We start from the raw sequence: 26,417 nt of genomic DNA on the forward strand, positions 1-26,417 counted from the left end.
GTCAGCGCATGGCGTCGCGCAGCCGGTCGGCCACGGCTTGCAGATGGGCGCCACGGATCACGTGCTTGTACACGCCGGCCGCGACGCGCTCTTCGCCGATGATTTCGAAAGAGGGCTTGGTTGCGGGCGCTTCCGCCAGTTCGTAGCGCGTGGGCTGTGCGGCGAAGAGGCATTCGCGCCCATAGGCCTGGGCGCCGAACTCGGCGATGAAGCCCGCCAGCTCCCGCTCCAGCTGGCCGCCGAAGCTGCGCGCATAGCCGTGCATGTCGTCAAGCTTGGCTTGCAGCTCGTGCTCGTCGAGCTGCACCATGACATGGTGCTCGGAAGCCAGCCGCGCCAGCGGGCTGGGATGGCCCACGGTGGGATAGCCGAGCGAGACGACCTCGCGGCCGCGCGCTGCGGCGTGCGCGGCGACCTGGTTGGCCAGCAGGCGACACAGGTCGTGCGAAGGGTTGTAGTCCTCCGCTTCGTCGGCGACGATGCAGTCGATGCCTTGTTCGACGACATGCGTGGTCAAGGCACTGACCCACTGTGTGAACAGGCGCGTGTCGCCTTCGAGCAGTGCCCGGTAGATGTCGGCGTCGGCGACCGGTTGCACAACCGTTGGAATCCAGTTGGCACCAGCTTGCGCCAGGTTGTCGATCGTCGGCTCGAGCCGAGGCACACCGGTCGATCCAGCGCCGTTGGTCAGCACCACGAAGTCCGGCCGCTCGTTGCGCAGCCATTTCCAGAGCAGCAGTTCGTGCCCCGAATGAGCGGCGATCACCAGCGGCTTCATGCGCTTGGGCCGCCCGGTCGGACGAGGGTCGAAATACGGCGCAGCGGACCGGTCACGCGCCATGAGTGACTGGCATAGACCTCGCGCAGTTGGGCCTGGAGCAGGGCGAGTTCGGCGCGCGCCTGGCGAGCCTGCTGCTCGGCTTCGGCCAGCCGTGCATTCCAGTCGGCGTTCGATTGCGTGGCCTGCGCGGCGGCATGGTCCGCCTGCCGCTGTGTCTCGGCTTGCAGCGCGTCGATCCGGGCTTGATATATGCGCTGATGGTCGTTGAAGGATTGCTGCAGCCCCGCGATGTGCTGATGCAAGGACGCAATATTCAGATGCGCCGCCGAAGGGCTGCCGCGCCGGATCCAGTCCTGCATGTAGCGGGACATTTCGTCCGCCCGTCGGCTCGCGGGCACCTCGACCACCGGATGCTGCAGGACCATGCGCTGCACGCAACTCTCGAGCGCACCGAGCGTGGCGTCGAGGCTGCCATGCGCGCGCATCCATTCGCCGGCCTTGCCTGCATCGTCGGCGTCATAGCGGTCGAGTTCGGCGCCCACGCTCTCCCGCGTGATCGGCCGGATCAGCAATGCCCGGCCGAAATTCCAGCGTCGTGCGTGGGCCACGGTCTGCGCCGTCACCATCTCGCCCATGCCCCAGACCGGATCGAGCACCACCACCGAGTTGCCAGTGCACAGCGCCTCGGTGGCGCAGCGGCCCTTGCCGAAGACGATGTCGTAGCGGCCAAGTGCCTCGGCCGGGTCGGGCAGGTGGTTGCCCGTGCCGCTGCCGATCACGTCCAGCGACAGTCCGCGCTGCACGCAGGCGGCGCGGATCTCCTCGAGTTGCGCGTCGTGCGAGGCGTAGTTGCTGAAGACCAGCGCGGTGCGGGGCCGCGCCGGCAGCTCGCCGCGCCGGGGAAAGCGCGAAAGGTCGATACCGTTCTGGATCAGCTCGATGCGTTCGCGCGCGATGCCGAACTCGTGCACCAGGCGCTGCGCGCAGTTCTCGTCGACGGCCACATGGCACACGACCTGTGCGAACTGCGCCGGGCGCCCGTGATCGTCGCTGCGGTCATGGCATATCGTGAGGACCGGCACGTCGTGGAAATGCAGCAGCGCGCGAACCGTCTCGTGGTGCGTGTTGCCGACGATCACGTCCGGCCGCGCAGCCATGTCGGCCAGGTCGGTAACGCAGGCGATGGAGGCGAAGCGCAATTCGTTCGCCATGTCGCCGAAGGCCGTGGCGAAGATGGTGACGGCATGCCCGCGGCGGCGCAGCCACATTGCCAGGTCGCGCGTGAACATTTCGGCGCCTGTGCGATGCAGCAGGTAGCACATCGTCAGCAGGATGTGCAGGGGCCTGCCGGGCGGCGGCGCGTCCGGTGTGGGGGCCGTCGCCGCGTCGTTGTTCAATCGAGCGACGGCGCGCCGGCCAGAACGTGTCCTGCCTGCTGGTCTGCGTGATAGCTGGAGCGCACCATCGCACCTACCGCCGCATGGCTGAAGCCCATCTTGTAGGCTTCTTCCTCGAACATCTTGAAGGTGTCGGGGTGCACGTAGCGGCGCACCGGCAGGTGCGAGCCCGACGGCGACAGGTACTGGCCGATGGTCAGCATGTCGATGTCGTGGGCGCGCATGTCGCGCATGACCTGCAGGATTTCTTCGTCGGTCTCGCCCAGGCCGACCATGATGCCGCTCTTGGTCGGCACATTGGGGTGCAGCGCCTTGAACTTCTTCAGCAGCTTCAGGCTGAACTGGTAGTCGCTGCCGGGGCGCGCTTCCTTGTAGAGGCGCGGCGCGGTTTCGAGGTTGTGGTTCATCACGTCCGGCGGCGCGGCCTTGAGGATTTCAAGGGCGCGGTCGTCGCGGCCGCGGAAGTCGGGCACCAGGATCTCGATCTGCGTCATCGGCGAGAGCTCGCGGATGTTCCTGATGCAGTCGACGAAGTGCTGGCCGCCGCCGTCGCGCAGGTCGTCGCGGTCGACGCTGGTGATCACCACGTACTTCAGGCGCAGCTTGGCGATGGTCTTGGCGAGGTTGAGCGGCTCGTCCTTGTCGAGCGGGTCGGGGCGGCCGTGGCCCACGTCGCAGAACGGGCAGCGGCGCGTGCACTTGTCGCCCATGATCATGAAGGTGGCCGTGCCGTTGCCGAAGCATTCGCCAATGTTCGGGCACGAAGCCTCTTCGCAGACGGTGTGCAGGTTGCTCTCGCGCAGGATCTGCTTGATTTCGTAGAAGCGCGTGGTGGGGCTGCCGGCCTTGACGCGGATCCACTCGGGCTTCTTGAGCACTTCGCCGGTCTGCACCACCTTGACGGGAATGCGCGAGAGCTTGGCCGCCGCTTTCTGCTTGGCCAGGGGGTTGTAGTTTTCGGCGCTTTGCGCGTCGCGGACGACTTCTGTGGTGCTCATTGGTATGTCAAGGCGCCAGGTAGGCGGTGAGCTTCTGGCTCAGCACCGTGGCGGCTTCTTCCCATGTGGTTTGGATGCCGATTGTAGAAAGGTCGACCGTTTGCAGCCCTGCATAGCCGCAAGGGTTGATGCGGGAGAAGGGTTCGAGGTCCATCTGCACGTTGAGCGCCACGCCGTGATAAGTGGCATGGCGGCTCACCTTGATGCCCAGCGCGGCGATCTTGCCGAGGCCGCGGAACGGGTCGGCGGCGGGCATTGGGCCGGTCAGCGCGGCGTGCGAGAACGGGTCGTCCTGGCGCACGTAGATGCCCGGCGCGCCGGGCACGCGGTGGCCGGTCACGCCGAAGTGGGCGAGCGTGCGCAGCACCGATTCCTCGATGCGGTAGACGTATTCCTTGACGAAGTAGCCCGCCCGGCGCAGATCGATCAGCGGGTATGCCACCACTTGGCCGGGGCCATGGAAGGTGACCTGGCCGCCGCGGTCGGTCTGCACGACCGGGATGGCGCCGGGGTTCAGGATGTGGTCCTGCTTGCCCGCGATGCCTTGCGTGAACACCGGGGCGTGCTCGCAAATCCATAGCGCATCGGGCGTGTCGGGCGTGCGTTCCAGCGTGAACTGTTTCATCGCCGCGAAGGTATCGGCGTAGTCGACGCGGCCCAGCGGGTGCAGCTCGATGGCGGGAACGGTGGCGGTGTCTGTCATGGCGTGGTCCGCCGCGCGGGCCGCTTGTGGGTCAAAGCACGACCTTGACCATCGGGTGCGCGGACAGCGCGCGATACAGGTCGTCGAGTTGCTCGCGGCTGGTGGCCGTGACGGTGATGGTCACGCCGAGGTAGTTGCCGGCCTTGCTGTCGCGCAGCTCGATGGTGGTGGCGTCGAAGGTCGGGTCGAATTGCTCGGCGATCTGCGTGACGGCATGCACGAAGCCGTCGACCTTGGCGCCCATCACCTTGATCGGAAACTGCGAGGGGTACTCGATCAGCGATTCCTTGCGCGGGTCGGGGATTGCGTTGGTGTCGGTGGGGGGGCTTGTGTTGTCGGTCATGCCAGGGCTCCGTGCTTCTGTGCGTTGTGTTGCTTGGCCTGCTGGTAGGCCGCATACAAGCTCTTGTAAATGGGGCCGGGGAGGCCGTTGCCAATAGCCTGCCCGTCGAGCGTGACGACGGGCAGCAGCTCCTTGCTGGCCGAGGAGATCAGCAACTCGTCGGCGGCGAACACCTCTTCGCGCGAGATGGGGCGCAGCGCAAAGGGAATGCCGAGCGTCTTGCACAGGCGCTCGAACAGGCTGTAGCGGATGCCGGTCAGCACGAGGTTGTTCTTGGGCGGGCCCATCAGCTTGCCGTTCTTCACGATCCACACGTTGCTCGACGAGGCCTCGCTGAGCCATTCGTCGCGGAACATGATGGTCTCGGCCGCGCCGGCCTCCACGCTGATCTGCCGCGCGAGCACGGCGCCCAGCAGGCTGGTGCTCTTGATGTGGGCCTTCTGCCAGCGGAAGTCGGCCGCGGTGACGCAGGCCACGCCCTTGGCGCGGATGGCGTCGGAGATGGGGGGCAGCGGGTTCACCATCACGAACACCGTCGGGCGCAGGCCGCGCACCATTGCGTGGTCGCGCGGAGCCACGCCGCGCGTCACCTGAAAGTACACTGACTGGGGTTCGTCGCCGCCGGGCTCGACCAGGCGCATCACGATCTCGCGCCATTGCTCGAGCGAAAGCGGGTTTTCTATCTGCAACTCGGCGAGCGAGCGGTCGAGGCGGGCCATGTGCTCCTCGAAGCAGAAGGGCTGGCCGAAGTAGACGGGGACGTATTCGTAGATGCCGTCGCCGAAAATGAAGCCACGGTCGAGGACGCTGATCTTCGCGTCGCGCAGGGCGGTGTACTCGCCATCGAGGTAACAAAGCGTGGCGGGCAGGGCGTCGGTGATAGGGTGCATGAAGGAATTATGGTTGTGTGCGCCGCGTCGGGTTCGCGTCAGGGAATGCAGCGTCGATTTGCATGCGCGACAGCTCGGGGTGGCGGGACCGGCTGGGTTTTTACTTATAATCAATGGCTTTGTAGAAATTCTGGGTCGTCATCCGGGCTTCATTCGAAATGAAAACAATCGCCCGTCAAGACTCGGAGGTCGCTGAAGACCTCGATGCAGAATTCAAGCCGTTGACCGCCGATGAGGCGCGTGAACTGCGAGCAAAGAACCCTTCGGTCTCCCCATGGCGGGTGATCGCGGGTCAGTTGGTTGTCGGTCTGGTGGTGGCTCTGGCCGCCTGGGGACTGACGGGGAGGCAAAATCTGGGTTGGTCCGCCGCTTACGGTGCGATCGCGGTGGTTGTTCCATCGGCGGTTTTCGCGCGCGGGCTGACCGGTCGGTTTTCTTCCTTGAATCCGGGCACTGCGGTGTTCGGATTCTTCCTGTGGGAAATGGTCAAGATGGCCTTGTCCGTGGCGATGCTGATCGCCGCGCCAAGGCTGATAACGGCGCTGAGCTGGCCAGCAATGCTGATCGGCCTGGTGGTGACAATGAAGGCGGCCTGGTTGGCGGTGATGTTCTCGCCCCGGCGCCGGCAACAGAGAGACGAGTAACGGAATGGCTGCTGAAAACGCTGCGGAACATGGTCAGACCGCGGGTGAATACATCGTTCACCACTTGACGCACCTGCAAAGCTCCAAGCCCGGAGGTGTTGCTGACTTCTCGGTTTTCAATTTCGACTCGCTCTTTTTCTCGATCACGCTCGGCATCCTGGGTTGCTGGCTGCTCTGGCTGGCTGCCCGCAAGGCCACTTCGGGTGTTCCCGGCCGTTTTCAAGCGGCTGTCGAACTGCTCGTCGAAATGGTCGACCAGCAGGCAAAGGGCATCGTCCACAACGCCACGAGCCGCAAGTTCGTCGCGCCGCTGGCCCTCACGATCTTCGTGTGGATCTTCCTGCTGAACGCAATGGACCTGTTCCCGGTCGATTTGTTCCCGGCAATCTGGGCCAAGATCTTCCACATCGCCGGCGAAGACCCGCACCACGCCTACCTGCGCGTCGTGCCCACCGCCGACCTCTCGGTGACCATGGGCATGTCGGTGGCCGTGCTGCTGATCTGCATCTACTACAACATCAAGATCAAGGGCGCCGGCGGCTGGATCCACGAGCTGTTCACCGCACCCTTCGGCAACCACTGGGCGCTGTACCCCTTCAACTTCGCCATGCAGATGATCGAGTTCGTCGCCAAGACGGTCTCGCACGGCATGCGGTTGTTCGGCAACATGTACGCCGGTGAACTGATCTTCCTGCTGATCGCCCTGATGGGTGGTGCCTGGTCCATGTCGGCCACCGGCATCGGCCTGGCCATCGGCCACATCATCGCGGGCACGGCCTGGGCCATCTTCCACATCCTGATCATCACGTTGCAAGCCTTCGTGTTCATGATGCTGACGCTGGTCTACATCGGCCAGGCCCACGATCACCACTGATCATCAGTTTTCGTTTCTGTTTTTTTGTTTTCTCTTCAACCAAAGTCCTCTAGGAGTCATCATGGAAGTTATTAGCTTTGTTGCACTGGCCGCCGGCCTGATCATCGGTCTGGGCGCTGTGGGCGCATGTATCGGCATCGGCATCATGGGCAGCAAGTACCTCGAGTCGGCCGCACGTCAGCCTGAGCTCATGGGTGAACTTCAAACCAAGATGTTCCTGCTGGCTGGTCTGATCGACGCCGCTTTCATTATCGGCACCGGTATCGCTCTGTGGTTCGCAACGGCCAACCCGTTCCTGGCTCAGATCGCCAACCTGCCGAAGTAAGTCTTTCTCGTCGGACCTGCGTCGTCGTTCCCTAGTCCTCTGGCGTCTAGCGAATGGCTTCGATTCAATCCCAAAGAGAGGGTGAAAAGTGAGCATTACCGGTACCCTGATCGTTCAGATGATCGTGTTCCTGATCCTGGTCGGGTTCACGATGAAGTACGTGTGGCCGCCGATCGCGAAAGCGCTGGACGACCGCGCTGCGAAGATCGCCGAAGGCCTCGCTGCCGCCGACAAGGCCAAGTCCGAGCTGTCCGCCGCCAACAAGCGCGTGGAAGCCGAACTGGGTCAGGCACGCAACGAGTCCGCACAACGTCTTGCCGACGCCGAACGTCGCGCCCAGGCCATCGTTGAAGAGGCCAAGGCCCGCGCGACCGAGGAAGGCAACAAGATCGTTGCAGCCGCACGCGTCGAAGCCGACCAGCAGGCACTGAAGGCCCGTGAAGCACTGCGCGAGCAGGTTGCCGCACTGGCCGTCAAGGGCGCAGAGCAGATTCTGCGCAAGGAAGTGAATGCAGGCGTTCACGCCGATTTGCTCGCCCGTCTGCAGACCGAACTCTGATAGAAGCCATGGCAGAACTCGCCACCATTGCACGCCCCTACGCCGAGGCGCTCTTCAAGGCGTCGTCGTCCGACGTCGCCGGTACCAGCGCCTGGCTCGAAAAGATTGCCGCCATCGCGGCCAATCCGGAGCTCCAGCAGTTCGCCGACAACCCGAAGGCCACGGCCGAACAGGTGATCGGCGTGGTCGCCGGTGCATTCGGTGCACCGTTGGCCGCTCCTGCCCAGAACTTCCTGGGTGCGCTCCTCGAGAACGGGCGCTTTTCGGTGCTGCCGGAAATTGCGAAGCAGTTCCGGGCACTGGCCAACGCGAAGAGCGGTTCGTCCGACGCCGTGGTCTACAGCGCCTTCCCGATCGACGGCCCGGCGCTGGCCAATGTGTCGGCCGCGCTCGAAAAGCGTTTCGGTCGCAAGCTCCAGGTCACGGTCCAGCAAGAGCCGGAACTGATCGGCGGCATTCGTGTGGTGGTCGGCGACGAGGTGCTCGACACCTCCGTCAAAGCGCGCCTTGAACAAATGAAAGTTGCGCTGGCAGCCTGACGGTTTCCAGCCCTCTACTTGTAGCCTCAAAGAAAGAAGGAAAGAGTCATGCAACTCAATCCCGCAGAAATTTCCGAACTGATCAAGAGCCGCATCGAGGGCCTCGGGGTCAGCGCCAACATCCGTAACGAAGGCACCGTGGTGTCGGTGACGGACGGCATCGTGCGCGTGCACGGCCTGTCCGACGCGATGCAGGGCGAAATGCTCGAATTCCCGCCCACGGCAGACGGCACGCCGTCGTTCGGCCTGGCGCTGAACCTCGAACGCGACTCGGTCGGCGCCGTGATTCTGGGCGAGTACGAGCACATCTCCGAAGGCGACACCGTCAAGTGCACGGGCCGCATTCTGGAAGTGCCCGTGGGCCCCGAGCTCATCGGCCGCGTGGTGAACGCACTGGGCCAGCCGATCGACGGCAAGGGTCCGATCAACGCCAAGATGACCGACGTGATCGAAAAGGTCGCACCGGGCGTGATCGCCCGCAAGTCGGTCGACCAGCCGATGCAGACCGGCCTGAAGTCCATCGACTCGATGGTGCCCGTCGGCCGTGGCCAGCGCGAGCTGATCATCGGCGACCGCCAGACCGGCAAGACGGCAGTGGCCATCGACGCGATCATCAACCAGAAGGGTCAGAACATGACCTGCGTCTACGTTGCGATCGGCCAGAAGGCTTCGTCGATCAAGAACGTGGTGCGCGCACTGGAACAAGCCGGTGCCATGGACTACACCATCGTGGTTGCGGCTTCCGCTTCGGAATCGGCTGCCATGCAGTACGTGTCGGCCTACTCGGGCTGTACGATGGGCGAGTACTTCCGCGACCGCGGCGAAGACGCCCTGATCGTCTATGACGACCTGTCCAAGCAGGCCGTTGCCTACCGCCAGGTCTCGCTGCTGCTGCGTCGCCCGCCGGGCCGCGAAGCCTACCCCGGCGACGTGTTCTATCTCCACAGCCGTCTGCTCGAGCGCGCAGCCCGCGTGAACGCCGACTACGTCGAAGCCTTCACCAAGGGTGAAGTCAAGGGCAAGACCGGTTCGCTGACCGCACTGCCGATCATCGAAACGCAAGCCGGCGACGTGTCCGCTTTCGTGCCGACCAACGTGATCTCGATCACCGACGGCCAGATCTTCCTGGAAACCAACCTGTTCAACGCAGGTATCCGCCCCGCCATCAACGCCGGTATCTCGGTGTCGCGCGTGGGTTCGTCGGCTCAGACGAAGATCATCAAGGGCCTGTCCGGCGGTATCCGTACCGACCTGGCGCAGTACCGCGAGCTGGCTGCGTTCGCGCAGTTCGCTTCCGACCTGGACGAAGCCACCCGCAAGCAGCTCGACCGCGGTGCCCGCGTGACCGAACTGCTGAAGCAGGCACAGTACAGCCCGCTGCCGATCTCGCTGATGGGCGCGTCGCTGTTCGCCGTGAACAAGGGCTTCATGGACGACCTCGAAATCAAGAAGGTGCTGCCGTTCGAACATGGCCTGCACCAGTTCCTGAAGTCCAGCCACGCCCCGCTGCTCGACAAGATCGAGAAGGCGAAGGCGCTCGACAAGGAAGCGGAAGCCGAATTGCTGGCAGCCGTCACCGCGTTCAAGAAGTCGTTCGCCTGATCGACCCCTTGATCGACGCAAGAAGGAGCTCTCATGGCAGCTGGTAAGGAAATCCGCGGCAAGATCAAATCGGTGGAAAACACCAAGAAGATCACCAAGGCCATGGAAATGGTCTCGGTTTCCAAGATGCGCAAGGCGCAGGAACGCATGCGCGCCGCTCGCCCCTACAGCGAAAAGATCCGCAACATCGCAGCCAACCTCGGCAAGGCGAACCCGGAGTACACCCACGCGTTCATGAAGACGACCGATGCCAAGGGCGTCGGCTTCATCATCGTGACCAGCGACAAGGGCCTGTGCGGCGGCTTGAACACCAACTTGCTGCGCGCCGTCACCGGCAAGCTGCGCGAAGCGCAGGCAGCGGGCAACGTGGTCGAGTCGGTCGCCATCGGCAACAAGGGCCTGGGTTTCCTGAATCGCATCGGCGCCCGCGTGGTGGCCCATGTGACGCAGCTGGGCGACACGCCGCATCTGGACAAGCTCATCGGGCCGGTCAAGACGCTGCTGGACGCCTATGCCGAAGGCAAGCTGTCGGCGGTGTACCTGTGCTACACGAAGTTCATCAACACCATCAAGCAAGAGCCGATGGTGGAGCAACTGCTGCCGCTGAAGGCCGAGACGCTGCAAACCGAGTCGGGTCATCATTCGTGGGACTACATCTACGAACCCGACGCGCAAAGCGTGATCGACGAGCTGCTGGTGCGCTACGTGGAATCGCTGGTGTACCAGGCCGTGGCCGAAAACATGGCGTCCGAGCACTCGGCGCGCATGGTGGCCATGAAGGCTGCGACCGACAACGCGGGCAACGTGATCAGCGAACTGAAGCTGGTCTACAACAAGACCCGTCAGGCAGGCATCACCAAAGAGCTGTCCGAAATCGTGTCCGGCGCGGCCGCGGCCGCAGGCGTTTGATTGAGGCAATGCAACAGGCCGCGTTGCTGATCGGATGCGCTCTGCGCGCCCGGTAACCCAAGGCCTTTATTTAAGGGGACTCTGCGCAAAATGAAGAAGATTCTTGCTCTGGTGGCGATTGCTGCCGCTCTGACTGCCTGCTCCAAGAAGGAAGAGGCGCCCGCGCCTGCACCGGCTCCCGCTGCTGCACCCGCCGCGCCCGCTCCGGCTCCTGCGCCCGCAGCAGCACCGGCAGCTCCCGCTGCAGCCCCGACGGCATCGGCCGCCGATCTGCCGCAGGAGTGCAACGACTACCTGGCCAAGGTGCAGACCTGCGTTGGTTCGCAAAGCGGCGCCGCTGCTGACGCGATGAAGGCCAGCCTCGACCAGACGAAGGCCACCTGGGCTTCAATGGGTGCCGACAAGGCTGCGTTGGGTCAGGCCTGCAAGGCTGCTTCGGACGCCTTCGCTGCGCAAGCGACGGCCATGAAGTGCTGATGAACTGACGAGAAGAAGTAGAGATTCAAGGGTGCCGGCCCGTCCGGCATTCTTGCAAAAGCGGCCCGTTTTGGCACCAGGACGCTTCTGCAAGAACCTGTCGCAAATTTATTGAGATCCATCCAGAAGGAAACGCCATGGCTGAAGGAAAAATTGTCCAATGTATCGGCGCCGTGGTCGACGTGGAGTTCCCGCGTGACCAGATGCCCAAGGTGTACGACGCCTTGAAATTCGAAGGCGGCGGGCTGACCCTCGAAGTTCAGCAGTTGCTCGGCGACGGCGTGGTGCGCACCATTGCGCTGGGCTCGTCCGACGGCCTGCGCCGCGGCCTGATCGTGACCAACACCGGCGCGCCCATCACCGTGCCGGTCGGCAAGGCCACGCTCGGCCGCATCATGGACGTGCTCGGCCGTCCGATCGACGAGCGCGGCGAAGTGGGCCAGGAGCTCACCGCTTCCATCCACCGCAAGGCTCCCGCGTACGACGAACTGTCGCCCTCGCAAGACCTGCTGGAAACCGGCATCAAGGTGATCGACCTGGTGTGCCCGTTCGCCAAGGGCGGCAAGGTGGGCCTCTTCGGCGGCGCCGGCGTGGGCAAGACCGTGAACATGATGGAACTCATCAACAACATCGCCAAGGCTCACTCGGGTCTGTCGGTGTTCGCCGGTGTGGGTGAACGTACCCGCGAAGGCAACGACTTCTATCACGAGATGGCCGACTCCGGCGTCGTGAACCTCGAGAAGCTCGAGGACTCGAAGGTGGCCATGGTCTACGGCCAGATGAACGAACCTCCGGGCAACCGTCTGCGCGTGGCGCTGACCGGCCTGACCATCGCCGAGTCGTTCCGCGACGAAGGCCGTGACGTTCTGTTCTTCGTGGACAATATCTACCGCTACACGCTGGCCGGTACCGAAGTGTCGGCTCTGCTGGGCCGCATGCCTTCCGCCGTGGGCTACCAGCCGACGCTGGCAGAAGAAATGGGCCGCCTGCAAGAGCGGATCACGTCGACCAAGGTCGGCTCGATCACCTCGATCCAGGCCGTGTATGTCCCTGCCGACGACTTGACCGACCCGTCGCCCGCCACCACTTTCGCCCACTTGGACTCGACCGTGGTGCTGTCGCGTGACATCGCCTCGCTCGGTATCTACCCCGCCGTGGACCCGCTGGATTCGACCTCGCGCCAGCTCGACCCGAACGTGGTCGGCGAAGAGCACTACAACGTGGCCCGCGCCGTGCAAGGCACGCTGCAGCGCTACAAGGAACTGCGCGACATCATCGCCATTCTGGGCATGGACGAACTGGCTCCCGACGACAAGCTGGCCGTGGCCCGCGCCCGCAAGATCCAGCGTTTCCTGTCGCAGCCGTTCCACGTAGCCGAAGTGTTCACGGGCTCGCCCGGCAAGTACGTGCCGCTGGCTGAAACCATCCGTGGTTTCAAGATGATCGTGAACGGCGAAGCCGACCACCTGCCGGAACAAGCGTTCTACATGGTGGGCAGCATCGACGAAGCGTTCGAAAAAGCCAAGAAGGTCGCTTAAGGCGGCATAGGAACTCAGATGGCAAACACCATTCACGTCGACGTGGTCAGCGCGGAAGAGTCGATCTTCTCGGGCGAAGCCAGGTTCGTCGCGCTGCCCGGTGAAGCCGGTGAGCTCGGCATCTATCCGCGCCACACTCCGCTGATCACGCGCATCCGCCCTGGTGCAGTGCGCATCGAAACGGCCGACGGCAAGGAAGAGTTCGTCTTCGTGGCCGGCGGCATTCTCGAAGTGCAGCCCAACGCCGTTACCGTGCTGTCCGACACCGCGATCCGCGGCAAGGACCTCGATGACGAGAAGGCCAACCAGGCCAAGGCCGCCGCCGAGGAAGCGCTGAAGAACGCGAAGAGCGACATCGACATCGCGATGGCGCAATCGGAACTGGCCGTGATGGCCGCCCAGATCGCAGCACTGCGCAAGTACCGCCAGAAGAAGTAATCGGCCTTTCCGATTGCTCCGACAAGAAGCCGCCTTCGGGCGGCTTTTTTGCGCCTGTACGCTTTCATTCGATCATCTTTGGCTGAAACATGGTCGAAGTTCGGCCTTGTCTGGCTGAAGAGTGCCGCCTAGTATTCGCCTTCGTCCAGCAGCCGGGGCTGCGGGCGCAAAGCAAAAGAACACCGGAGACAAAGCGCGTGGCACCCTGGAGTGGCATCACTGCGGACGAAATGCGGCTGCTGGAAACGACCTTCTGGTCGGCCGGCGGTTCGCGCCATGCCATGGCCGAGCAGCTCGGCTTTTCCAAGAGCAAGGCCAACGGGCTGATCGCCGGCCTCGTCGACCAGGGCCTGCTCGCCGAAGCTGGCCTGCAACGCTCATCGGGCGGCCGTCGCGCCGAAAACCTCCAGCTGCATGCCGGACTCGGCGTGCTCATCGGCATCGACATCGGCGCCACCAGCCTCGACGTGGCCGTGCTGCGGCCCGACCTCACAGTGCTCGCGCAGCACGACGAACCCGCCGACGTGCGCGAAGGCCCGGCCGTGGTGCTGGCCCGAGTGCGCACCCTCATGCGCGAACTGCTGGCCCGCTGCAACGCGAGCGCCAAGGACGTGCTGGGCATCGGCATCGGCGTGCCCGGCCCCGTCAACTTCGAGATCGGCCAGCTCGTGAATCCGCCGCTGATGCCCGCATGGGACAGCTTCTCGATCCGCGACTACCTGCGCGAGGACTACGCGGCGCCCGTCTTCGTCGACAACGACGTGAATCTCATGGCGCTCGGCGAACTGTGGCGCCTCAAGCGTTCGCTGACCAACTTTCTCGTCATCAAGATCGGCACCGGCATCGGCTGCGGCATCGTCTGCCACGGCGAGGTGTACCGCGGCGCGGCGGGCTCGGCCGGCGACGTGGGCCACATCTGCGTCGACCAGGAAGGCCCGCGCTGCCATTGCGGCAACCTCGGCTGCGTCGAGGCCATGGCCGCCGGCCCTGCGATCACGCGCATGGCGATGCAGGCCGCCGAGGCCGGTGAAAGCGTGACGCTGGCCGAATGCCTGCGCGTGCATGGGCGCATCGACGCCATCGATGTGGGCCAGGCCAGCCGCGGCGGCGACACGGCCGCCAACGCCATCATCCAGCGCGCGGGAAGCCTGATCGGGCAGATGCTCGCGTCGGTCGTCAACTTCTTCAATCCGTCGCATGTGTTCATTGGCGGCGGCATTACGCGCATCGGCCCGCTGTTTCTCGCGGCCGTGCGGCAGAGCGTGTATCAGCGCTCGCTGGCGCTCTCCACGCGACATCTCGAAATTCAGTACACCCCGCTGGGCATGCAGGGCGGTCTGATCGGTGCCGGCGTGCTTGCGATGCAAGAGACCCTGAAGGCCCGCGGAGTGGCGCCATGAACGCGGCTGAGAACATCAAGGGCAGCGTGGCCGTCGAGTTCGATGGCGTGGTCAAGGCCTTCGGTCCCGTGCAAGTGCTGCACGGCGTGAGCTTTGCGCTCGCGCCCGGCCATGTCTACGGCCTGCTCGGCGAGAACGGCGCGGGCAAGTCCACACTGATGAAGATCCTGGCTGGCTACGAGCCGCTGAGCGGTGGCACGCTGAGCGTCAACGCGCAGCCGCAGCAGTTCGCGAGTTCGCGTGATGCCGAAGCGCTGGGCATCGTGCTGATCCACCAGGAGTTCAATCTCGCCGAAGACCTGAGCGTGGCGCAGAACATCTTCCTCGGCCACGAGAAGAAGAAAGGCTGGCTGCTCGATGACGCATCGATGGAGCGCGACGCCGCCACCGCACTTGCAGCAGTGGGCCTGAACATCGACCCTCGCACCAAGGTGCGAAAGCTCATCGTCGCCGAGAAGCAGCTCGTCGAGATCGCAAAAGCCATCGCCCGCCGAGCGCGCCTGCTCATCATGGACGAGCCCACCGCCACGCTGACGCCCGGCGAAACCGAGCGCCTGTTCAAGCTCATTGCCCAGCTGCGCGCCGATGGCGTGACCATCGTCTACATCTCGCACAAGCTCGACGAAGTGGAGCAGGTGACGGACGAAGTGATCGTCATGCGCGACGGCCGCTTTGTCGCGCGCGCACCTACGTCCGAGGTCACACGCCAGCAGATGGCCAACCTCATGGTGGGCCGCGAACTGGCCGACCTGTACCCGCCGCGCGACGTGGTCGTCGCGGCCGACGCACCCGCCATGCGCGTGCGCAACTTCAGCGTGCCCGGCTGGGCGCAGGACGCGAGCTTCGAAGTGCGCCCCGGCGAGATCCTCGGCTTCGCGGGCCTCGTCGGCGCGGGCCGCACCGAGCTCTTCGAGGGACTGCTCGGCCTGCGCCCCGCGAGCGGAGGCGTGGAGATGCTCGGAAAGCCCGTGCCCCACAACAAGGGCTGGCGCAACCCGCGCGATGCCGCGAAGCACGGCCTCACCTACCTCAGTGAAGACCGCAAGGGCAAGGGCCTGCACGTCAACTTCGGCCTGCGCCAGAACCTCACGCTGATGGCGCTCGAACGCTATGCGCAGCCCTGGCTCAAGCCCGATGCCGAGCGCGGCGCGCTGGCCGAGGCGGTGAAGGACTACGGCATCCGCACCGGTTCGCTCGACGTCAAGGCATCGTCGCTGTCGGGCGGCAACCAGCAGAAGCTCGCGCTTGCAAAAGTGCTTCAGCCGCAGCCCAAGGTGGTGGTGCTCGACGAGCCCACGCGTGGCGTCGACGTGGGTGCCAAGCGCGACATCTATTTCCTGATCCAGCGACTCGCCCGCGAAGGGCTCGCAGTGATCGTCGTCTCGTCGGAGCTCATGGAGCTGATCGGCCTGTGCCACCGCGTCGCGGTGATGCGCGCGGGCCGCCTCGTTGCCACGCTCGACGCGGACCATCTGACTGAAGAGGAGCTCATCGCTCATGCCACCGGAACAGCCAACACCACCGCAGACGCTTGAAGCCGCGCAGCAGCAGCACCGCAGCGAGGCCAAGCCGGGCTGGGTGCAGCGCCTGCACGGGCTCGGCCCGGTCATCGGCCTCGTGCTGCTGTGCATCGCCGGCACGCTGCTGAACGGCGACTTCGCGACCCTCGACAACGCAATGAACGTGCTCACGCGCACGGCCTTCATCGGCATCATCGCGGTGGGCATGTGCTTCGTGATCATCTCGGGCGGCATCGACCTGTCGGTGGGCTCGATGGCCGCGCTCATCGCGGGCAGCGTGATCATGTTCATCAACTGGGCCGGGCCGGCCTCGGGCTCGCCGCTGCTCGCGGTGGTGATGGGGGCGGTGCTGGCGGTGGTGCTCGGTGCGGTGTTCGGCCTTGCGCATGGCCTGCTCATCACCAAGGGCCGCATCGAGCCCTTCATCGTGACGCTGGGCACGCTCGGCATCTTCCGCGCATACCTCACGTACTTTGCCGACGGCGGCGCGCTCACGCTCGACAACGACCTGTCGGACCTTTATGCGCCGGTGTACTACGCGAGCCTCGCGGGCATTCCGGTGCCGGTGTGGGTGTTCGTGATCGTCGCGGTGATCGGCGGCGTCATCCTCAACCGCACGGCCTACGGGCGCTACGTGCAGGCCATCGGTTCGAACGAACAGGTTGCGCGCTATGCGGCCGTGGACGTCGACCGTGTGAAGATCCTCACCTACGTGCTGCTCGGTGTGTGCGTGGGCATTGCCACGCTGCTGTACGTGCCGCGCCTGGGCTCGGCCTCGCCGACCACCGGCCTGCTGTGGGAGCTCGAAGCTATCGCCGCGGTGATCGTCGGCGGCACCGCGCTCAAGGGTGGCTCGGGCAGCATCACCGGCACCGTGGTGGGCGCGATCCTGCTCTCGGTCATCAGCAACATCCTGAACCTCACCAGCATCATCAGCGTGTACCTGAACGCTGCGGTGCAGGGCTTCGTGATCATCATCGTCGCGTTCCTTCAGCGAGGACGCCGCTAATCCCTTTCCCGTTCGTTCCATCAACCACAAGGAGACACCCAGCATGACGACTTTCACCCGACGCCTCGCACTCACGGCGGTTGCCGCCGCAGCGTTCGCCAGCCTGCCCGCGCTTGCCGCGGAAAAGGTCAACCTCGGCGTTTCGATTCCCGCGGCCACGCACAGCTTCATGGGCGGCATCAACTACTGGGCCAACCAGGCGAAGAAAGACCTGGAGAAGGAACACAAGGACCTGAAGATCACGATCAAGACAGCTGCCAACGCGCCAGAGCAGGCCAACCAGCTGCAAGACCTGTCGACCGTCACCAAGATCAACGCGCTGGTCGTGTTCCCCTTCGAATCGGCAGCGCTGACCAAGCCTGTCGCGCAGGTCAAGGCCAAGGGCGCCTACGTCACCGTGGTCGACCGCGGCCTCACCGACACCAGCGCGCAAGATGCCTACGTGGCCGGCGACAACACGGCCTTCGGCAAGATCCCGGCCGAGTACATCGTGAAGCAGCTGAACGGCAAGGGCAACGTGGTGGCGCTGCGCGGCATTGCGACCACGCTCGACAACGAACGCATGGACGCCTTCAACGCCGTGCTCAAGGGAAGCCCCGACATCAAGCTGCTCGATGCCAAGTACGCCAACTGGAACCGCGACGACGCCTTCAAGGTCACGCAGGACTACCTGACGCGCTTCAAGAGCATCGACGCCATCTGGGCCGCCGACGACGACATGGCCGTGGGCGTGCTCAAGGCCATCGAGCAGGCCAAGCGCGACGACATCAAGATCATCTTCGGCGGCGCGGGCGCCAAGGGCATGGTCAAGACCATCATGGACGGCAAGGACAAGCGCATCACGGCCGACGTGAGCTACTCGCCGAAGTTCATCTACGACGCGATCAAGCTGACGGCCGAGGCACGCCTGAAGGGCGAGAAGCTGCCGGCGACGACGATCATTCCTTCGGTGCTCATCACGAAGGACAACGCCAAGGACTTCTACCACCCGAACTCGCCGTTCTGACGGTCGCCTTGCCTTGCTCCCTCTCCCCTCGGGGAGAGGGTTGGGGTGAGGGCCGACGGCGATGGCAAAGGCTGTGCGCGCGCAAGCGCCGATGCCCTCACCCTAGCCCTCTCCCAGAGGGAGAGGGAACAGTTTCAGGAAATACCGAGACGATTGATGACCGACACACCTCTGCGCAAGCTCCGCTACGCCATGGTCGGCGGCGGTCGCGACGCCTTCATCGGCGGCGTGCACCGCAAGGCCATGGCGCTCGACGGCCAGATCGAGCTCGTGGCCGGCGCGCTGTCGTCGAGCCCGGACAAGGCGCGCGCCTCGGGCCGCGACCTCGACCTGGCCGACGACCGCAACCACGGCGACTGGCAGGCGCTGCTGTCCGACGAGCTGAAGCGCCCGGCGGGCGAGCGCATCGACTTCGTGTCGATCGTCACGCCCAACCACGTGCACTTTCCGGTGGCACAGGCCTTTGCCGAAGCGGGCTTCCACGTGGTGTGCGACAAGCCGCTGGTGCACACCCGCGAGCAGGCCGATGCGCTGGTCGCGACCGTGGCGAAGCAGGGCACGGTGTTCGGCGTTACCTACAACTACACCGGCTATCCGATGGTGCGGCAGGCACGCGAGATGGTGCGCTCGGGCCAGATCGGCGAGGTGCGCAAGGTCGTCGTCGAATACAACCAGGGCTGGCTTGCGAGCCATGTCGAAGGCGGCACCAACAAGCAGGCCGACTGGCGCACCGACCCCGCGCGCAGCGGCGCGGCCGGTGCCATCGGCGACATCGGCTCGCATGCCGAGAACCTCGTGGCCACCGTCACCGGACTGGAGATCGAGAGCCTGTGCGCCGACCTAGGTGCGCTGGTGCCGGGACGCATGCTCGACGACGACGGCAGCCTGCTGCTGCGCTTCGAGGGCGGTGCGCGCGGCGTGCTCATCGCTTCGCAGATCAACACCGGCCTGGAGAACGACCTGCGCCTGCGCGTGTCGGGCACGCTGGGCACGCTCGAATGGCGCCAGGAGCAGCCGAGCCGGCTGGTGCATCTGCCGCATGACGGGCCCCTGCGCGTGTTGACGCGCGGCGCGGCGTGGCTTTGCGAATCGGCGCAGCGCGCAAGCCGGCTGCCGGCGGGGCATCCTGAAGGCTTCATCGAGGCTTTTGCGAATGTTTATATGGGCGTGGCGGCGGACATCCGCGCCCGGCTTGCGGGCCAGCCGGCCGATCCGCTGGATGCCGACTACCCGCGCGTGGAAGACGGCGCGCGTGGGGTGCGCTTCATCGAACGCACGGTGGCTTCGTCGAAAAGCGAATTAAAGTGGACGCCCTGGTAGCGCGCAACGCGCTGCTCAGGCCTCCATGACACCTTCCGCATCCGAAGCTTCTTCCACTTCATCGGCAACGCAGCCCTGGCTCGCCGCCCTCTGGCGCCGCTGCATCACGCTGTTCGCCCTGAAGCTGGTCGGCAACACGGTCGCCACACTCGGCTTCTTCCCGCTGTACTTCTGGATCATGAAGAACGCCGGCCAGGCTTGGGTGCTGCCGCTCACGCCCATCGACCGGCTGATCGCCTTCTGGCCGGCGCTGCTGCCGGTGTACCTCTCGCTCTGGGGCTATATCGCGCTGCCGGTGCTGCTGGCCAAAGACAGGCGCGAGCTGCTGGGCTTTTCCTTCGGCTGCGCGGCCATGACGGCCCTGGCGCTGCTCGTGTTCTGGTTCATGCCCACGGCGATTCCCAACTTCGCGGTCGAGGCCGCGCCGGGCACCTCGCTGCAGTTCCTCAAGATGGTCGATTCGGCTGGCAATGCCTTTCCCTCGCTGCATGTCTCGTTCTCGGTGTTCGCCTGCGTCATGCTGGCGCGGCAGTTGCGCGATGTGGGGGCGCCGGTGTGGCTTCGCGTCGTTAACGTGGCCTGGGCCGTGGGTATCGTCTATTCGACGATGGCGGTGCGCCAGCACGTGCTGATCGATGTGCTGGGTGGCCTTGCGCTGGGCGTGGCCCTCGGTGTCGCCACGCGGCAGCGCGGCCCGGTGCTCGCGCCGGCGCAGCAGGCGCGTCCGGCTTAGGCCGATTGCGCTATTCCGCCGCCGCGGTGCGCGCGGTACAACCCGGGGATCGTCGTCCACCGATGCGGGAGCCCGTCATGAAGATCCGTTTGTCCGCCGTCGCTGCCTGCATGGCGGCCAGTGCCACCGCGTGTCCCGCGTTCGCGCTCGATTTTCCATCGCGCAAGCCCGGCCTGTGGGAAATCCAGACCGGCGACCCCACGGGCAAGGGCGCCGGCGCTGGTCACACCATGCAGCAGTGCATCGACGCGGCCAGCGACAAGGCCTTGCGCGACATGGGCCAGGGCATGGGCAAGGACATGTGCTCCAAGCAGGAGCTGCGTGCCGACGGCGGCAAGCTGGTGATGGACTCGGTCTGCAAGATCGGCAACACCGTCGCCACCTCGCATGCGGTGATGAGCGGCGACTTCAGCACCGCCTACCGCATGGAAAGCAAGTCGACCTACAACCCGCCGCTGATGGGCCGCGCCGAAGGCGCGAGCGTCATGGAAGCCAAGTGGATCGGCCCCTGCAAGGCCGACCAGAAGCCGGGCGACATGGTCATGTCCAACGGCATGAAGATGAACGTGCTCGACATGATGAAGAACCGGCCGCAAAAACCATAGCCTGTCGCGCAAGCCCGGCTGCGCCTACCATGGCGTGCCATGCCCGCAAAGCAGGAAGAAGATCTCCTCGTTGTCGCCCGGCCCGAGGGCCTGTACTGCCCGCCCGGCGATTTCTACATCGACCCGTGGCGGCCGGTGGCGCGCGCCGTCATCACGCACGCGCACTCTGACCACGCGCGCCCCGGGCATGCGCACTACCTGGCCCACACCGACAGCGCCGGCACGCTGCGCGCGCGGCTCGGCCCTGACATCGACCTGCAGACGCTGCCCTACGGCGAAGCCATCGAGCACCACGGCGTGCGCGTCTCGCTGCATCCCGCCGGCCATGTGCTGGGCTCGGCGCAGGTGCGGCTCGAACATGGTGGGCGCGTGTGGGTGGCCTCGGGCGACTACAAGACCGAGCCCGACGGCACCTGCACGCCCTTCGAGCCCGTGCCTTGCGACACCTTCATCACCGAGTCGACCTTCGGCCTGCCGATTTACCGCTGGCCCACGCAGGCCGTGCTGTTCGCGGAAATCGATGCATGGTGGCGCGCCAATGCTGAAGCAGGGCGCGCATCGGTGCTGTTCTGCTACGCCTTCGGCAAGGCGCAGCGCATCCTGCATGGGGTGGACGCGAGCATCGGGCCGATCGTCGTGCACGGGGCGGTGGAGCCGCTCAACGCCGTGTACCGGGCGGCGGGCGTGGCATTGCCGCCTACCTTGCGCGTGAGCGATGAAGGCGTCGATGCCGCATTGCTGAAGCGCGCGCTGGTGCTCGCGCCGCCATCTGCACAGGGCTCGCCGTGGATGAAGCGCTTCGGCAACTACGCAGACGCTTTCGCGAGCGGATGGATGCAGCTGCGCGGCACCCGGCGGCGGCGCGGCGTGGACCGCGGCTTCGTGATGTCCGACCATGCCGACTGGCCCGGCCTGCAGCAGGCGATTGCGGGCACAGGCGCGGAGCGCGTGTTCGTCACGCACGGCAGCGTGCAGGTGATGGTGCGATGGCTCACCGAGAACGGACTCGACGCGCAGGGCTTCAAGACCGAGTACGGCGACGAAGACGATCAGGAGACAGAGGCATGAAAGCCTTCGCCGCCCTCTACCGCGACCTCGACTCCAGCACGTCGAGCCTCGCCAAGCAGGCGGCACTGCAGCGCTACCTGCGTGAGGCCGATGCAGCCGATGCCGCATGGGCCGTCTACTTCCTCGCCGGCGGCAAGCCGCGCCAGCTCGTGCCCACCAAGCTGCTGCGCCTGCTCGCACAGGAAGCGGCGGGCCTGCCCGAATGGTTGTTCGACGAAAGCTACGACGCCGTGGGCGATCTCGCCGAAACCATTGCGCTGCTGTTGCCGCCACCGAGCGAGGCGCATGAGCTCGGCCTCGCGGGCTGGGTCGAGCAGCATCTGCTGCCGCTGCGCGAAGCCGCAAAGACCTCGCCCGAGCAGCTTGCAGACCGCCTGCGCGCACAGTGGCGGCAGCTCGCTGCCGAAGAGCGACTGGTGTACTTCAAGCTCATCACCGGTGCGTTCCGCGTCGGCGTGTCGAAGCTGCAGGTCACGCAGGCGCTCGCCGCGGTCGGTGGCATCGATGCCAAGCGCGTCGCGCAGCGGCTCATGGGCTACACGCACATCGGCGCGCGGCCAAGGGCCGACGACTACCGCACGCTCATCGCCCCCGAGTCGGGCGCCGAGCAGGTGCAGAAGACCAGCGGCCAGCCGTACCCCTTCTTCCTCGCGCATCCATTCAACCTGTCGCTCGAACAGTTCGATGCCGCGCTGGGCCCACCCTCCGACTGGATCGTGGAGTGGAAGTGGGACGGCATCCGTGCGCAGCTCATCAAGCGCGCGGGCGTCGTGTGGCTGTGGTCGCGTGGCGAAGAACTGGTGACAGAGCGCTTCCCCGAGCTCGCCGTCCTGGGCGAGGCTCTGCCCGATGGCACCGTGCTCGACGGCGAGATTGCCGTGTGGCGCGACGACCGCGTGCAGCCCTTCGCCGAGCTGCAGAAGCGCATCGGCCGCAAGACGCTGGGCGCGAAGCTGCTGCGCGACATTCCCGTGGTGCTGCTGGCCTACGACATCCTTGAATGGGAAGGGCGCGACCTGCGCACGCTGCCGCAGTCGCAACGCCGCACGCTGCTCGACGATCTGGTCACGCGCATGCAGCATCCCTCGCTGCTGCCGAGCCCGATGCTCACGGGCATCGACTGGAGTGATCTCGCACGCCAGCGCGAAGCGGCACGCACCATGGGCGTCGAAGGAATGATGCTCAAGCGCCGCGACGCGCAGTACGGCGTGGGCCGAACCAAGGACGTCGGCGTGTGGTGGAAGTGGAAGATCGACCCGCTCAGCGTCGATGCGGTGCTGATCTACGCGCAGCGCGGCCACGGCCGGCGCGCGAGCCTCTTCAGCGACTACACCTTCGCCGTGTGGGACGGCCCGCCAGAGCAGGAAGACCGCAAGCTCGTGCCCTTCGCCAAGGCCTACTCGGGCCTCACCGATGCCGAGATGGCGCGCGTGGACGCAATCATCCGCAAGACCACGGTGGAAAGCTTCGGACCTGTGAAGAGCGTGAAGCCGACGCTGGTGTTCGAGCTGGGCTTCGAAGGTATCGCGCGCAGCACGCGGCACAAGAGCGGCATCGCCGTGCGTTTCCCGCGGATGCTGCGGTGGCGCGAAGACAAGTCGGTGGAAGAGGCGGACACCCTGCAGACGCTGGCGGCGTTGTTGCCCGTATGAAAAAGGCCGTCAAGCAGGCGCTCGATGCGTGGTTCGCCGCGCGCGGCTGGAAGCCCTTCAAATTCCAGCGCGAGGTCTGGAAGGCCATCGGCGAAGGCAGGTCCGGCCTGCTGCATGCCACTACCGGCGCGGGCAAGACCTACGCGGTGTGGCTCGGCGCGCTACAAGCCTTATCGCAGGCTCGCAAGGCAAGCGCGCGGCCTGCGGCCCCGCCGCTCACCGTGCTGTGGCTCACACCCATGCGCGCGCTTGCGGCCGACACGCTGCGCGCCCTGCAGCAACCACTCGAAGCCCTTGGCGCCGAAGTGCATCCGTGGAGCGCGGGCGCGCGCAGTGGCGACACCACGTCTGCCGAACGCAGCGCGCAGAACCAGCGCCTGCCCACGGTGCTCGTCACCACGCCCGAAAGCCTTTCGCTGCTGCTCGCGCGTGCCGATGCCCGCGAGGTGCTCGGCCACGTGCAGATGGCGGTGGTCGACGAATGGCACGAGCTGCTCGGCAACAAGCGCGGTGTGCAGGTGCAGCTTGCGCTCGCGCGGCTGAAGCGCTGGAACACTGGCCTCGCGATCTGGGGCATGTCAGCCACGCTGGGCAATCTGCATGAGGCGATGCATGCGCTGCTGGGTCATGAAGAGGGTGTGCTCGTGCAGGGCCAGGTGCCGAAGAAGCTCGTCATCGATTCGTTGCTTCCCGGCACCGCCGAGCGCTTCCCGTGGGGCGGGCACCTCGGCCTCACGATGCTGCCCCAGGTGATCAGTGAGATTGCCGCGAGCAAGACTGCGCTGGTCTTCACCAACACGCGCTCGCAGGCCGAGATCTGGTACCAGGCGATGCTCGAAGCCAAGCCCGAATGGGCCGGCCTCATCGCGCTGCATCACGGCTCGCTCGACCGCGAAGTGCGCGAGTGGGTCGAGCTGGGCCTGAAAAGCGGCGAGCTGAAGGCAGTGGTCTGCACATCGAGCCTCGACCTGGGCGTGGACTTTTTGCCGGTCGAGCGCGTGCTGCAGATCGGCTCGCCCAAGGGCGTGGCGCGGCTGCTGCAGCGCGCGGGCCGTTCGGGCCATGCACCGGGGCGGCCGTCGCGCATCACGCTCGTGCCCACGCACAGCGTGGAAATGGTGGAGGGCTCGGCTGCGCGCACGGCCATTGCGGCGGGCCACATCGAGGCGCGGCAATCACCCGACCAGCCGCTCGACGTGCTGGTGCAGCACTTGGTGACTGTGGCGCTCGGCGGTGGCTTCGTGCCCGACGAGCTGTATGACGAGGTACGCGGCACGGCTGCGTACGAAGGCCTTTCGCGCGAGAGCTGGCAGTGGTGCCTCGACTTCGTCTCGCAAGGCGGCCCCTCGCTCGCGGCCTACCCGGACTACAGGCGCGCCGTGCCCGATGCGGAAGGTGTCTGGCGCGTGCCCGATGCGCGGCTCGCGCGGCGGCATCGCATGAACATCGGCACCATCGTGAGCGATGCGAGCATGTCGGTGCAGTACCTCGGTGGCTCGAAGATCGGCAACGTCGAAGAGAGCTTCGTCGCGCGCATGAAGGCCGGCGACTGCTTCCTGTTCGGCGGCCGGCTGCTCGAGCTCGTGCGTATCCATGACATGACGGCCTGGGTGCGGCGCGCGAGTGGCAAGCGCACCTGCGGTGCCGCGTTGGAGCGGCGGGCGCATGCCGCTGTCGAACACGCTGGCCGATGCGGTGGTGCAGCAGCTGGCGCTGGCCGGCGAGGGGCACTACGACTCGCCCGAGCTGCAATGCGTGCGCCCGCTGCTCGAAATACAGCAGCAGTGGTCGGCACTGCCGACGCCGCAGACGCTGCTGGCCGAGACGCTGAGCACGCGCGAGGGCTCGCACCTTTTCCTCTATCCGTTCGCGGGCCGGCATGTGCACCTCGGGCTCGCGAGCCTGCTGGCCTGGCGCGTTGCGCAGCACGAGGCGCGCACTTTCTCGATCGCGGTCAACGACTACGGTTTCGAGTTGCTGAGTGCGACAGAGGTCGATTGGGCTGCACTGCTGCCGCAGGTGCTGAAGCTGCCAGAAGGCGACGACGCGCATGCGGCGTTGCTGCACGAAGTGCTGGCGTCGCTCAACGCGAGCGAACTCGCGCAGCGGCGCTTTCGCGAGATCGCGCGCGTGTCGGGGCTCATCTACCAGGGCTACCCGGGCGAGAAGCGCAGCAGCAAGCAGCTGCAGGCCTCGTCCTCGCTGTTCTGGGAGGTGTTCCGCAAGTACGACCCCGGCAACAGGCTGCTGCAGCAGGCTGAGCAGGAGCTGCTCTCTCAGGAACTCGAAATCGGCCGCCTGCGCGCCAGCCTGGAGCGCATGGCGACGCAGCAGCTCGTGCTGAAGCCGCTTGCGCGGCCGACGCCGTTCTCGTTTCCGTTGATGGTCGAGCTGTTCCGCGAGAAGCTGTCGAATGAGAGCGTGGCCGACCGCATCGCACGCATGGTCGAGCAGCTGGAGAAGGCTGCGGGCGGAGCGGTCACGGCCGGCGGCGTGGAGCGCGTGAAGGGCACGCTGGCCTTTGGGCAGGAGGGGTTGGGCAAGCCGGCGAGGCCTTCAAGCGCCCGACGCGAGCGCAGGCGGCCTTCGCGTCCGTTGCCGCCCCTGTGAGCAGATCAGCCGGCGCCGTGCGCCTTCACCCATCGCACGATGTCCGCCGCACTCATCGCGCCTGCTTGTCGCGCCACTTCGCGGCCACCGCGGAACAGGGCCAGCGTCGGGATGCTGCGGATGTTGAAGCGCGCGCCCAGGGCAGGCACGGCCTCGGTGTCGACCTTGGCCAGCCGCACTTGCGGTTCGAGCTGGGCCGCGGCCTGCTCGTAGCCCGGCGCCATCTGGCGGCAGGGGCCGCACCAGGGCGCCCAGAAGTCGACCAGCACCGGGATTTCGTTGCGCGAGATGTGGCGATCGAAGGTAGCTTCGTCCGGCAGCGCGGTCGAATGGGCGGTGAAAATCGGCTGGTGGCAGCTGCCGCAGTCGGGCGCGCTGCCCAGCTGCGCCGCGCGCACGCGGTTGGTCGTGTGGCAGTGCGGGCAGACGATGTGCAGCGGGGGCGATTCGGTCATCTGCAGAAACTGGGGGCTGCTG

At 65.8% G+C, this 26,417-nt stretch carries 26 protein-coding genes and 1 pseudogene; 20 read left to right on the forward strand and 7 right to left on the reverse strand.

The annotated features are described in order from the left end of the window. Position 1: 1 nt before the first annotated feature. The 6 genes from ACSFCA_RS29115 to ACSFCA_RS29140 are packed head-to-tail and all read right to left on the reverse strand — an operon-like array spanning position 2 to position 5,112. Positions 2 to 778, reverse strand: coding sequence for a hypothetical protein (locus ACSFCA_RS29115; RefSeq protein ID WP_258352597.1), 777 nt, complete (start codon positions 776 to 778; stop codon positions 2 to 4). Further along, positions 775 to 2,178, reverse strand: a complete 1,404-nt coding sequence (locus tag ACSFCA_RS29120; RefSeq protein WP_435461986.1) for a glycosyltransferase — start codon at positions 2,176 to 2,178, stop codon at positions 775 to 777. The genes ACSFCA_RS29115 and ACSFCA_RS29120 overlap by 4 nt, the downstream gene beginning before the upstream one ends. Further along, positions 2,175 to 3,176 carry a lipoyl synthase gene (gene lipA, locus ACSFCA_RS29125; RefSeq protein ID WP_435461985.1) on the reverse strand — a complete coding sequence of 334 codons (1,002 nt, stop codon included), beginning with the start codon at positions 3,174 to 3,176 and terminating at the stop codon, positions 2,175 to 2,177. Before lipA ends, ACSFCA_RS29120 begins: the two co-directional genes overlap by 4 nt. A 7-nt stretch (positions 3,177 to 3,183) precedes the next feature. Then, a complete protein-coding gene (gene lipB / locus ACSFCA_RS29130) occupies positions 3,184 to 3,879 on the reverse strand; it encodes a lipoyl(octanoyl) transferase LipB (protein WP_435461984.1) in 696 nt (231 codons plus the stop codon). Positions 3,880 to 3,910: 31 nt separating this feature from the next. After that, positions 3,911 to 4,222, reverse strand: coding sequence for a YbeD family protein (locus tag ACSFCA_RS29135; protein ID WP_435461983.1), 312 nt, complete (start codon positions 4,220 to 4,222; stop codon positions 3,911 to 3,913). Beyond that, positions 4,219 to 5,112 (reverse strand): D-amino acid aminotransferase, encoded by an 894-nt coding sequence (locus ACSFCA_RS29140; RefSeq protein WP_435461982.1) that lies wholly within the window; start codon positions 5,110 to 5,112, stop codon positions 4,219 to 4,221. Before ACSFCA_RS29140 ends, ACSFCA_RS29135 begins: the two co-directional genes overlap by 4 nt. Positions 5,113 to 5,270: 158 nt before the next feature. Between ACSFCA_RS29140 and ACSFCA_RS29145 the strand changes: the two genes are divergently transcribed. From ACSFCA_RS29145 to ACSFCA_RS29240, 20 genes and pseudogenes are all read left to right on the forward strand, one after another. Beyond that, positions 5,271 to 5,756: an ATP synthase subunit I gene (locus tag ACSFCA_RS29145; RefSeq protein WP_093057738.1), complete on the forward strand. Its 486-nt coding sequence runs from the start codon at positions 5,271 to 5,273 to the stop codon at positions 5,754 to 5,756. 4 nt (positions 5,757 to 5,760) lie between these two features. Then, on the forward strand, positions 5,761 to 6,630 hold the full coding sequence (atpB, locus tag ACSFCA_RS29150; RefSeq protein ID WP_093057737.1) for a F0F1 ATP synthase subunit A: 870 nt from the start codon (positions 5,761 to 5,763) through the stop codon (positions 6,628 to 6,630). A 61-nt stretch (positions 6,631 to 6,691) separates the two neighbouring features. Then, positions 6,692 to 6,955 carry a F0F1 ATP synthase subunit C gene (atpE, locus tag ACSFCA_RS29155; protein ID WP_007830191.1) on the forward strand — a complete coding sequence of 88 codons (264 nt, stop codon included), beginning with the start codon at positions 6,692 to 6,694 and terminating at the stop codon, positions 6,953 to 6,955. 88 nt (positions 6,956 to 7,043) lie between these two features. Further along, the gene (locus ACSFCA_RS29160; RefSeq protein WP_093057736.1) at positions 7,044 to 7,514 is read left to right on the forward strand and encodes a F0F1 ATP synthase subunit B; all 471 of its coding nucleotides are present in this window, start codon (positions 7,044 to 7,046) and stop codon (positions 7,512 to 7,514) included. Between the two features lie 8 nt (positions 7,515 to 7,522). Further along, a complete protein-coding gene (locus ACSFCA_RS29165; RefSeq protein WP_258352615.1) occupies positions 7,523 to 8,053 on the forward strand; it encodes a F0F1 ATP synthase subunit delta in 531 nt (176 codons plus the stop codon). A 48-nt stretch (positions 8,054 to 8,101) separates the two neighbouring features. Continuing rightward, positions 8,102 to 9,655, forward strand: coding sequence for a F0F1 ATP synthase subunit alpha (gene atpA, locus ACSFCA_RS29170; protein WP_093057734.1), 1,554 nt, complete (start codon positions 8,102 to 8,104; stop codon positions 9,653 to 9,655). 33 nt (positions 9,656 to 9,688) lie between these two features. Continuing rightward, complete coding sequence (atpG, locus tag ACSFCA_RS29175; protein ID WP_093057733.1) at positions 9,689 to 10,564, forward strand: F0F1 ATP synthase subunit gamma; 876 nt, start codon at positions 9,689 to 9,691, stop codon at positions 10,562 to 10,564. Positions 10,565 to 10,654: 90 nt separating this feature from the next. Then, complete coding sequence (locus tag ACSFCA_RS29180; protein WP_093057732.1) at positions 10,655 to 11,041, forward strand: hypothetical protein; 387 nt, start codon at positions 10,655 to 10,657, stop codon at positions 11,039 to 11,041. A 137-nt stretch (positions 11,042 to 11,178) separates the two neighbouring features. Next, entirely contained in the window at positions 11,179 to 12,579 is a 1,401-nt protein-coding gene (gene atpD, locus ACSFCA_RS29185; protein WP_435461981.1) for a F0F1 ATP synthase subunit beta, read from the forward strand. An 18-nt stretch (positions 12,580 to 12,597) separates the two neighbouring features. Further along, positions 12,598 to 13,017 carry a F0F1 ATP synthase subunit epsilon gene (locus ACSFCA_RS29190; RefSeq protein ID WP_093057730.1) on the forward strand — a complete coding sequence of 140 codons (420 nt, stop codon included), beginning with the start codon at positions 12,598 to 12,600 and terminating at the stop codon, positions 13,015 to 13,017. Between the two features lie 230 nt (positions 13,018 to 13,247). Next, positions 13,248 to 14,417, forward strand: coding sequence for an ROK family protein (locus tag ACSFCA_RS29195; RefSeq protein ID WP_435462013.1), 1,170 nt, complete (start codon positions 13,248 to 13,250; stop codon positions 14,415 to 14,417). Then, positions 14,414 to 15,952 (forward strand): sugar ABC transporter ATP-binding protein, encoded by a 1,539-nt coding sequence (locus tag ACSFCA_RS29200; RefSeq protein WP_435461980.1) that lies wholly within the window; start codon positions 14,414 to 14,416, stop codon positions 15,950 to 15,952. The genes ACSFCA_RS29195 and ACSFCA_RS29200 overlap by 4 nt, the downstream gene beginning before the upstream one ends. Further along, entirely contained in the window at positions 15,915 to 16,946 is a 1,032-nt protein-coding gene (locus ACSFCA_RS29205; protein ID WP_435461979.1) for an ABC transporter permease, read from the forward strand. Before ACSFCA_RS29200 ends, ACSFCA_RS29205 begins: the two co-directional genes overlap by 38 nt. Before the next feature lie 43 nt (positions 16,947 to 16,989). Beyond that, entirely contained in the window at positions 16,990 to 17,952 is a 963-nt protein-coding gene (locus ACSFCA_RS29210; RefSeq protein ID WP_258352630.1) for a substrate-binding domain-containing protein, read from the forward strand. A 156-nt stretch (positions 17,953 to 18,108) separates the two neighbouring features. After that, a complete protein-coding gene (locus ACSFCA_RS29215) occupies positions 18,109 to 19,272 on the forward strand; it encodes a Gfo/Idh/MocA family protein (protein ID WP_435461978.1) in 1,164 nt (387 codons plus the stop codon). Between the two features lie 25 nt (positions 19,273 to 19,297). Further along, on the forward strand, positions 19,298 to 20,005 hold the full coding sequence (locus ACSFCA_RS29220) for a phosphatase PAP2 family protein (protein ID WP_435461977.1): 708 nt from the start codon (positions 19,298 to 19,300) through the stop codon (positions 20,003 to 20,005). Positions 20,006 to 20,082: 77 nt separating this feature from the next. Beyond that, complete coding sequence (locus tag ACSFCA_RS29225) at positions 20,083 to 20,610, forward strand: DUF3617 domain-containing protein (protein WP_258352637.1); 528 nt, start codon at positions 20,083 to 20,085, stop codon at positions 20,608 to 20,610. Between the two features lie 39 nt (positions 20,611 to 20,649). Beyond that, entirely contained in the window at positions 20,650 to 21,678 is a 1,029-nt protein-coding gene (locus ACSFCA_RS29230; protein ID WP_435461976.1) for a ligase-associated DNA damage response exonuclease, read from the forward strand. Then, a complete protein-coding gene (locus tag ACSFCA_RS29235) occupies positions 21,675 to 23,330 on the forward strand; it encodes an ATP-dependent DNA ligase (protein WP_435461975.1) in 1,656 nt (551 codons plus the stop codon). Before ACSFCA_RS29230 ends, ACSFCA_RS29235 begins: the two co-directional genes overlap by 4 nt. After that, positions 23,327 to 25,940 (forward strand): annotated as a pseudogene (locus ACSFCA_RS29240) (ligase-associated DNA damage response DEXH box helicase). Before ACSFCA_RS29235 ends, ACSFCA_RS29240 begins: the two are co-directional and overlap by 4 nt. A gap of 5 nt (positions 25,941 to 25,945) precedes the next feature. Here the strand turns inward: ACSFCA_RS29240 and trxC are convergent. Then, positions 25,946 to 26,395, reverse strand: coding sequence for a thioredoxin TrxC (gene trxC / locus ACSFCA_RS29245; protein ID WP_435461974.1), 450 nt, complete (start codon positions 26,393 to 26,395; stop codon positions 25,946 to 25,948). Between the last annotated feature and the right edge of the window lie 22 nt (positions 26,396 to 26,417).

Source organism: Variovorax multivorans, from assembly GCF_051216835.1.
GTDB lineage: Bacteria > Pseudomonadota > Gammaproteobacteria > Burkholderiales > Burkholderiaceae_C > Variovorax.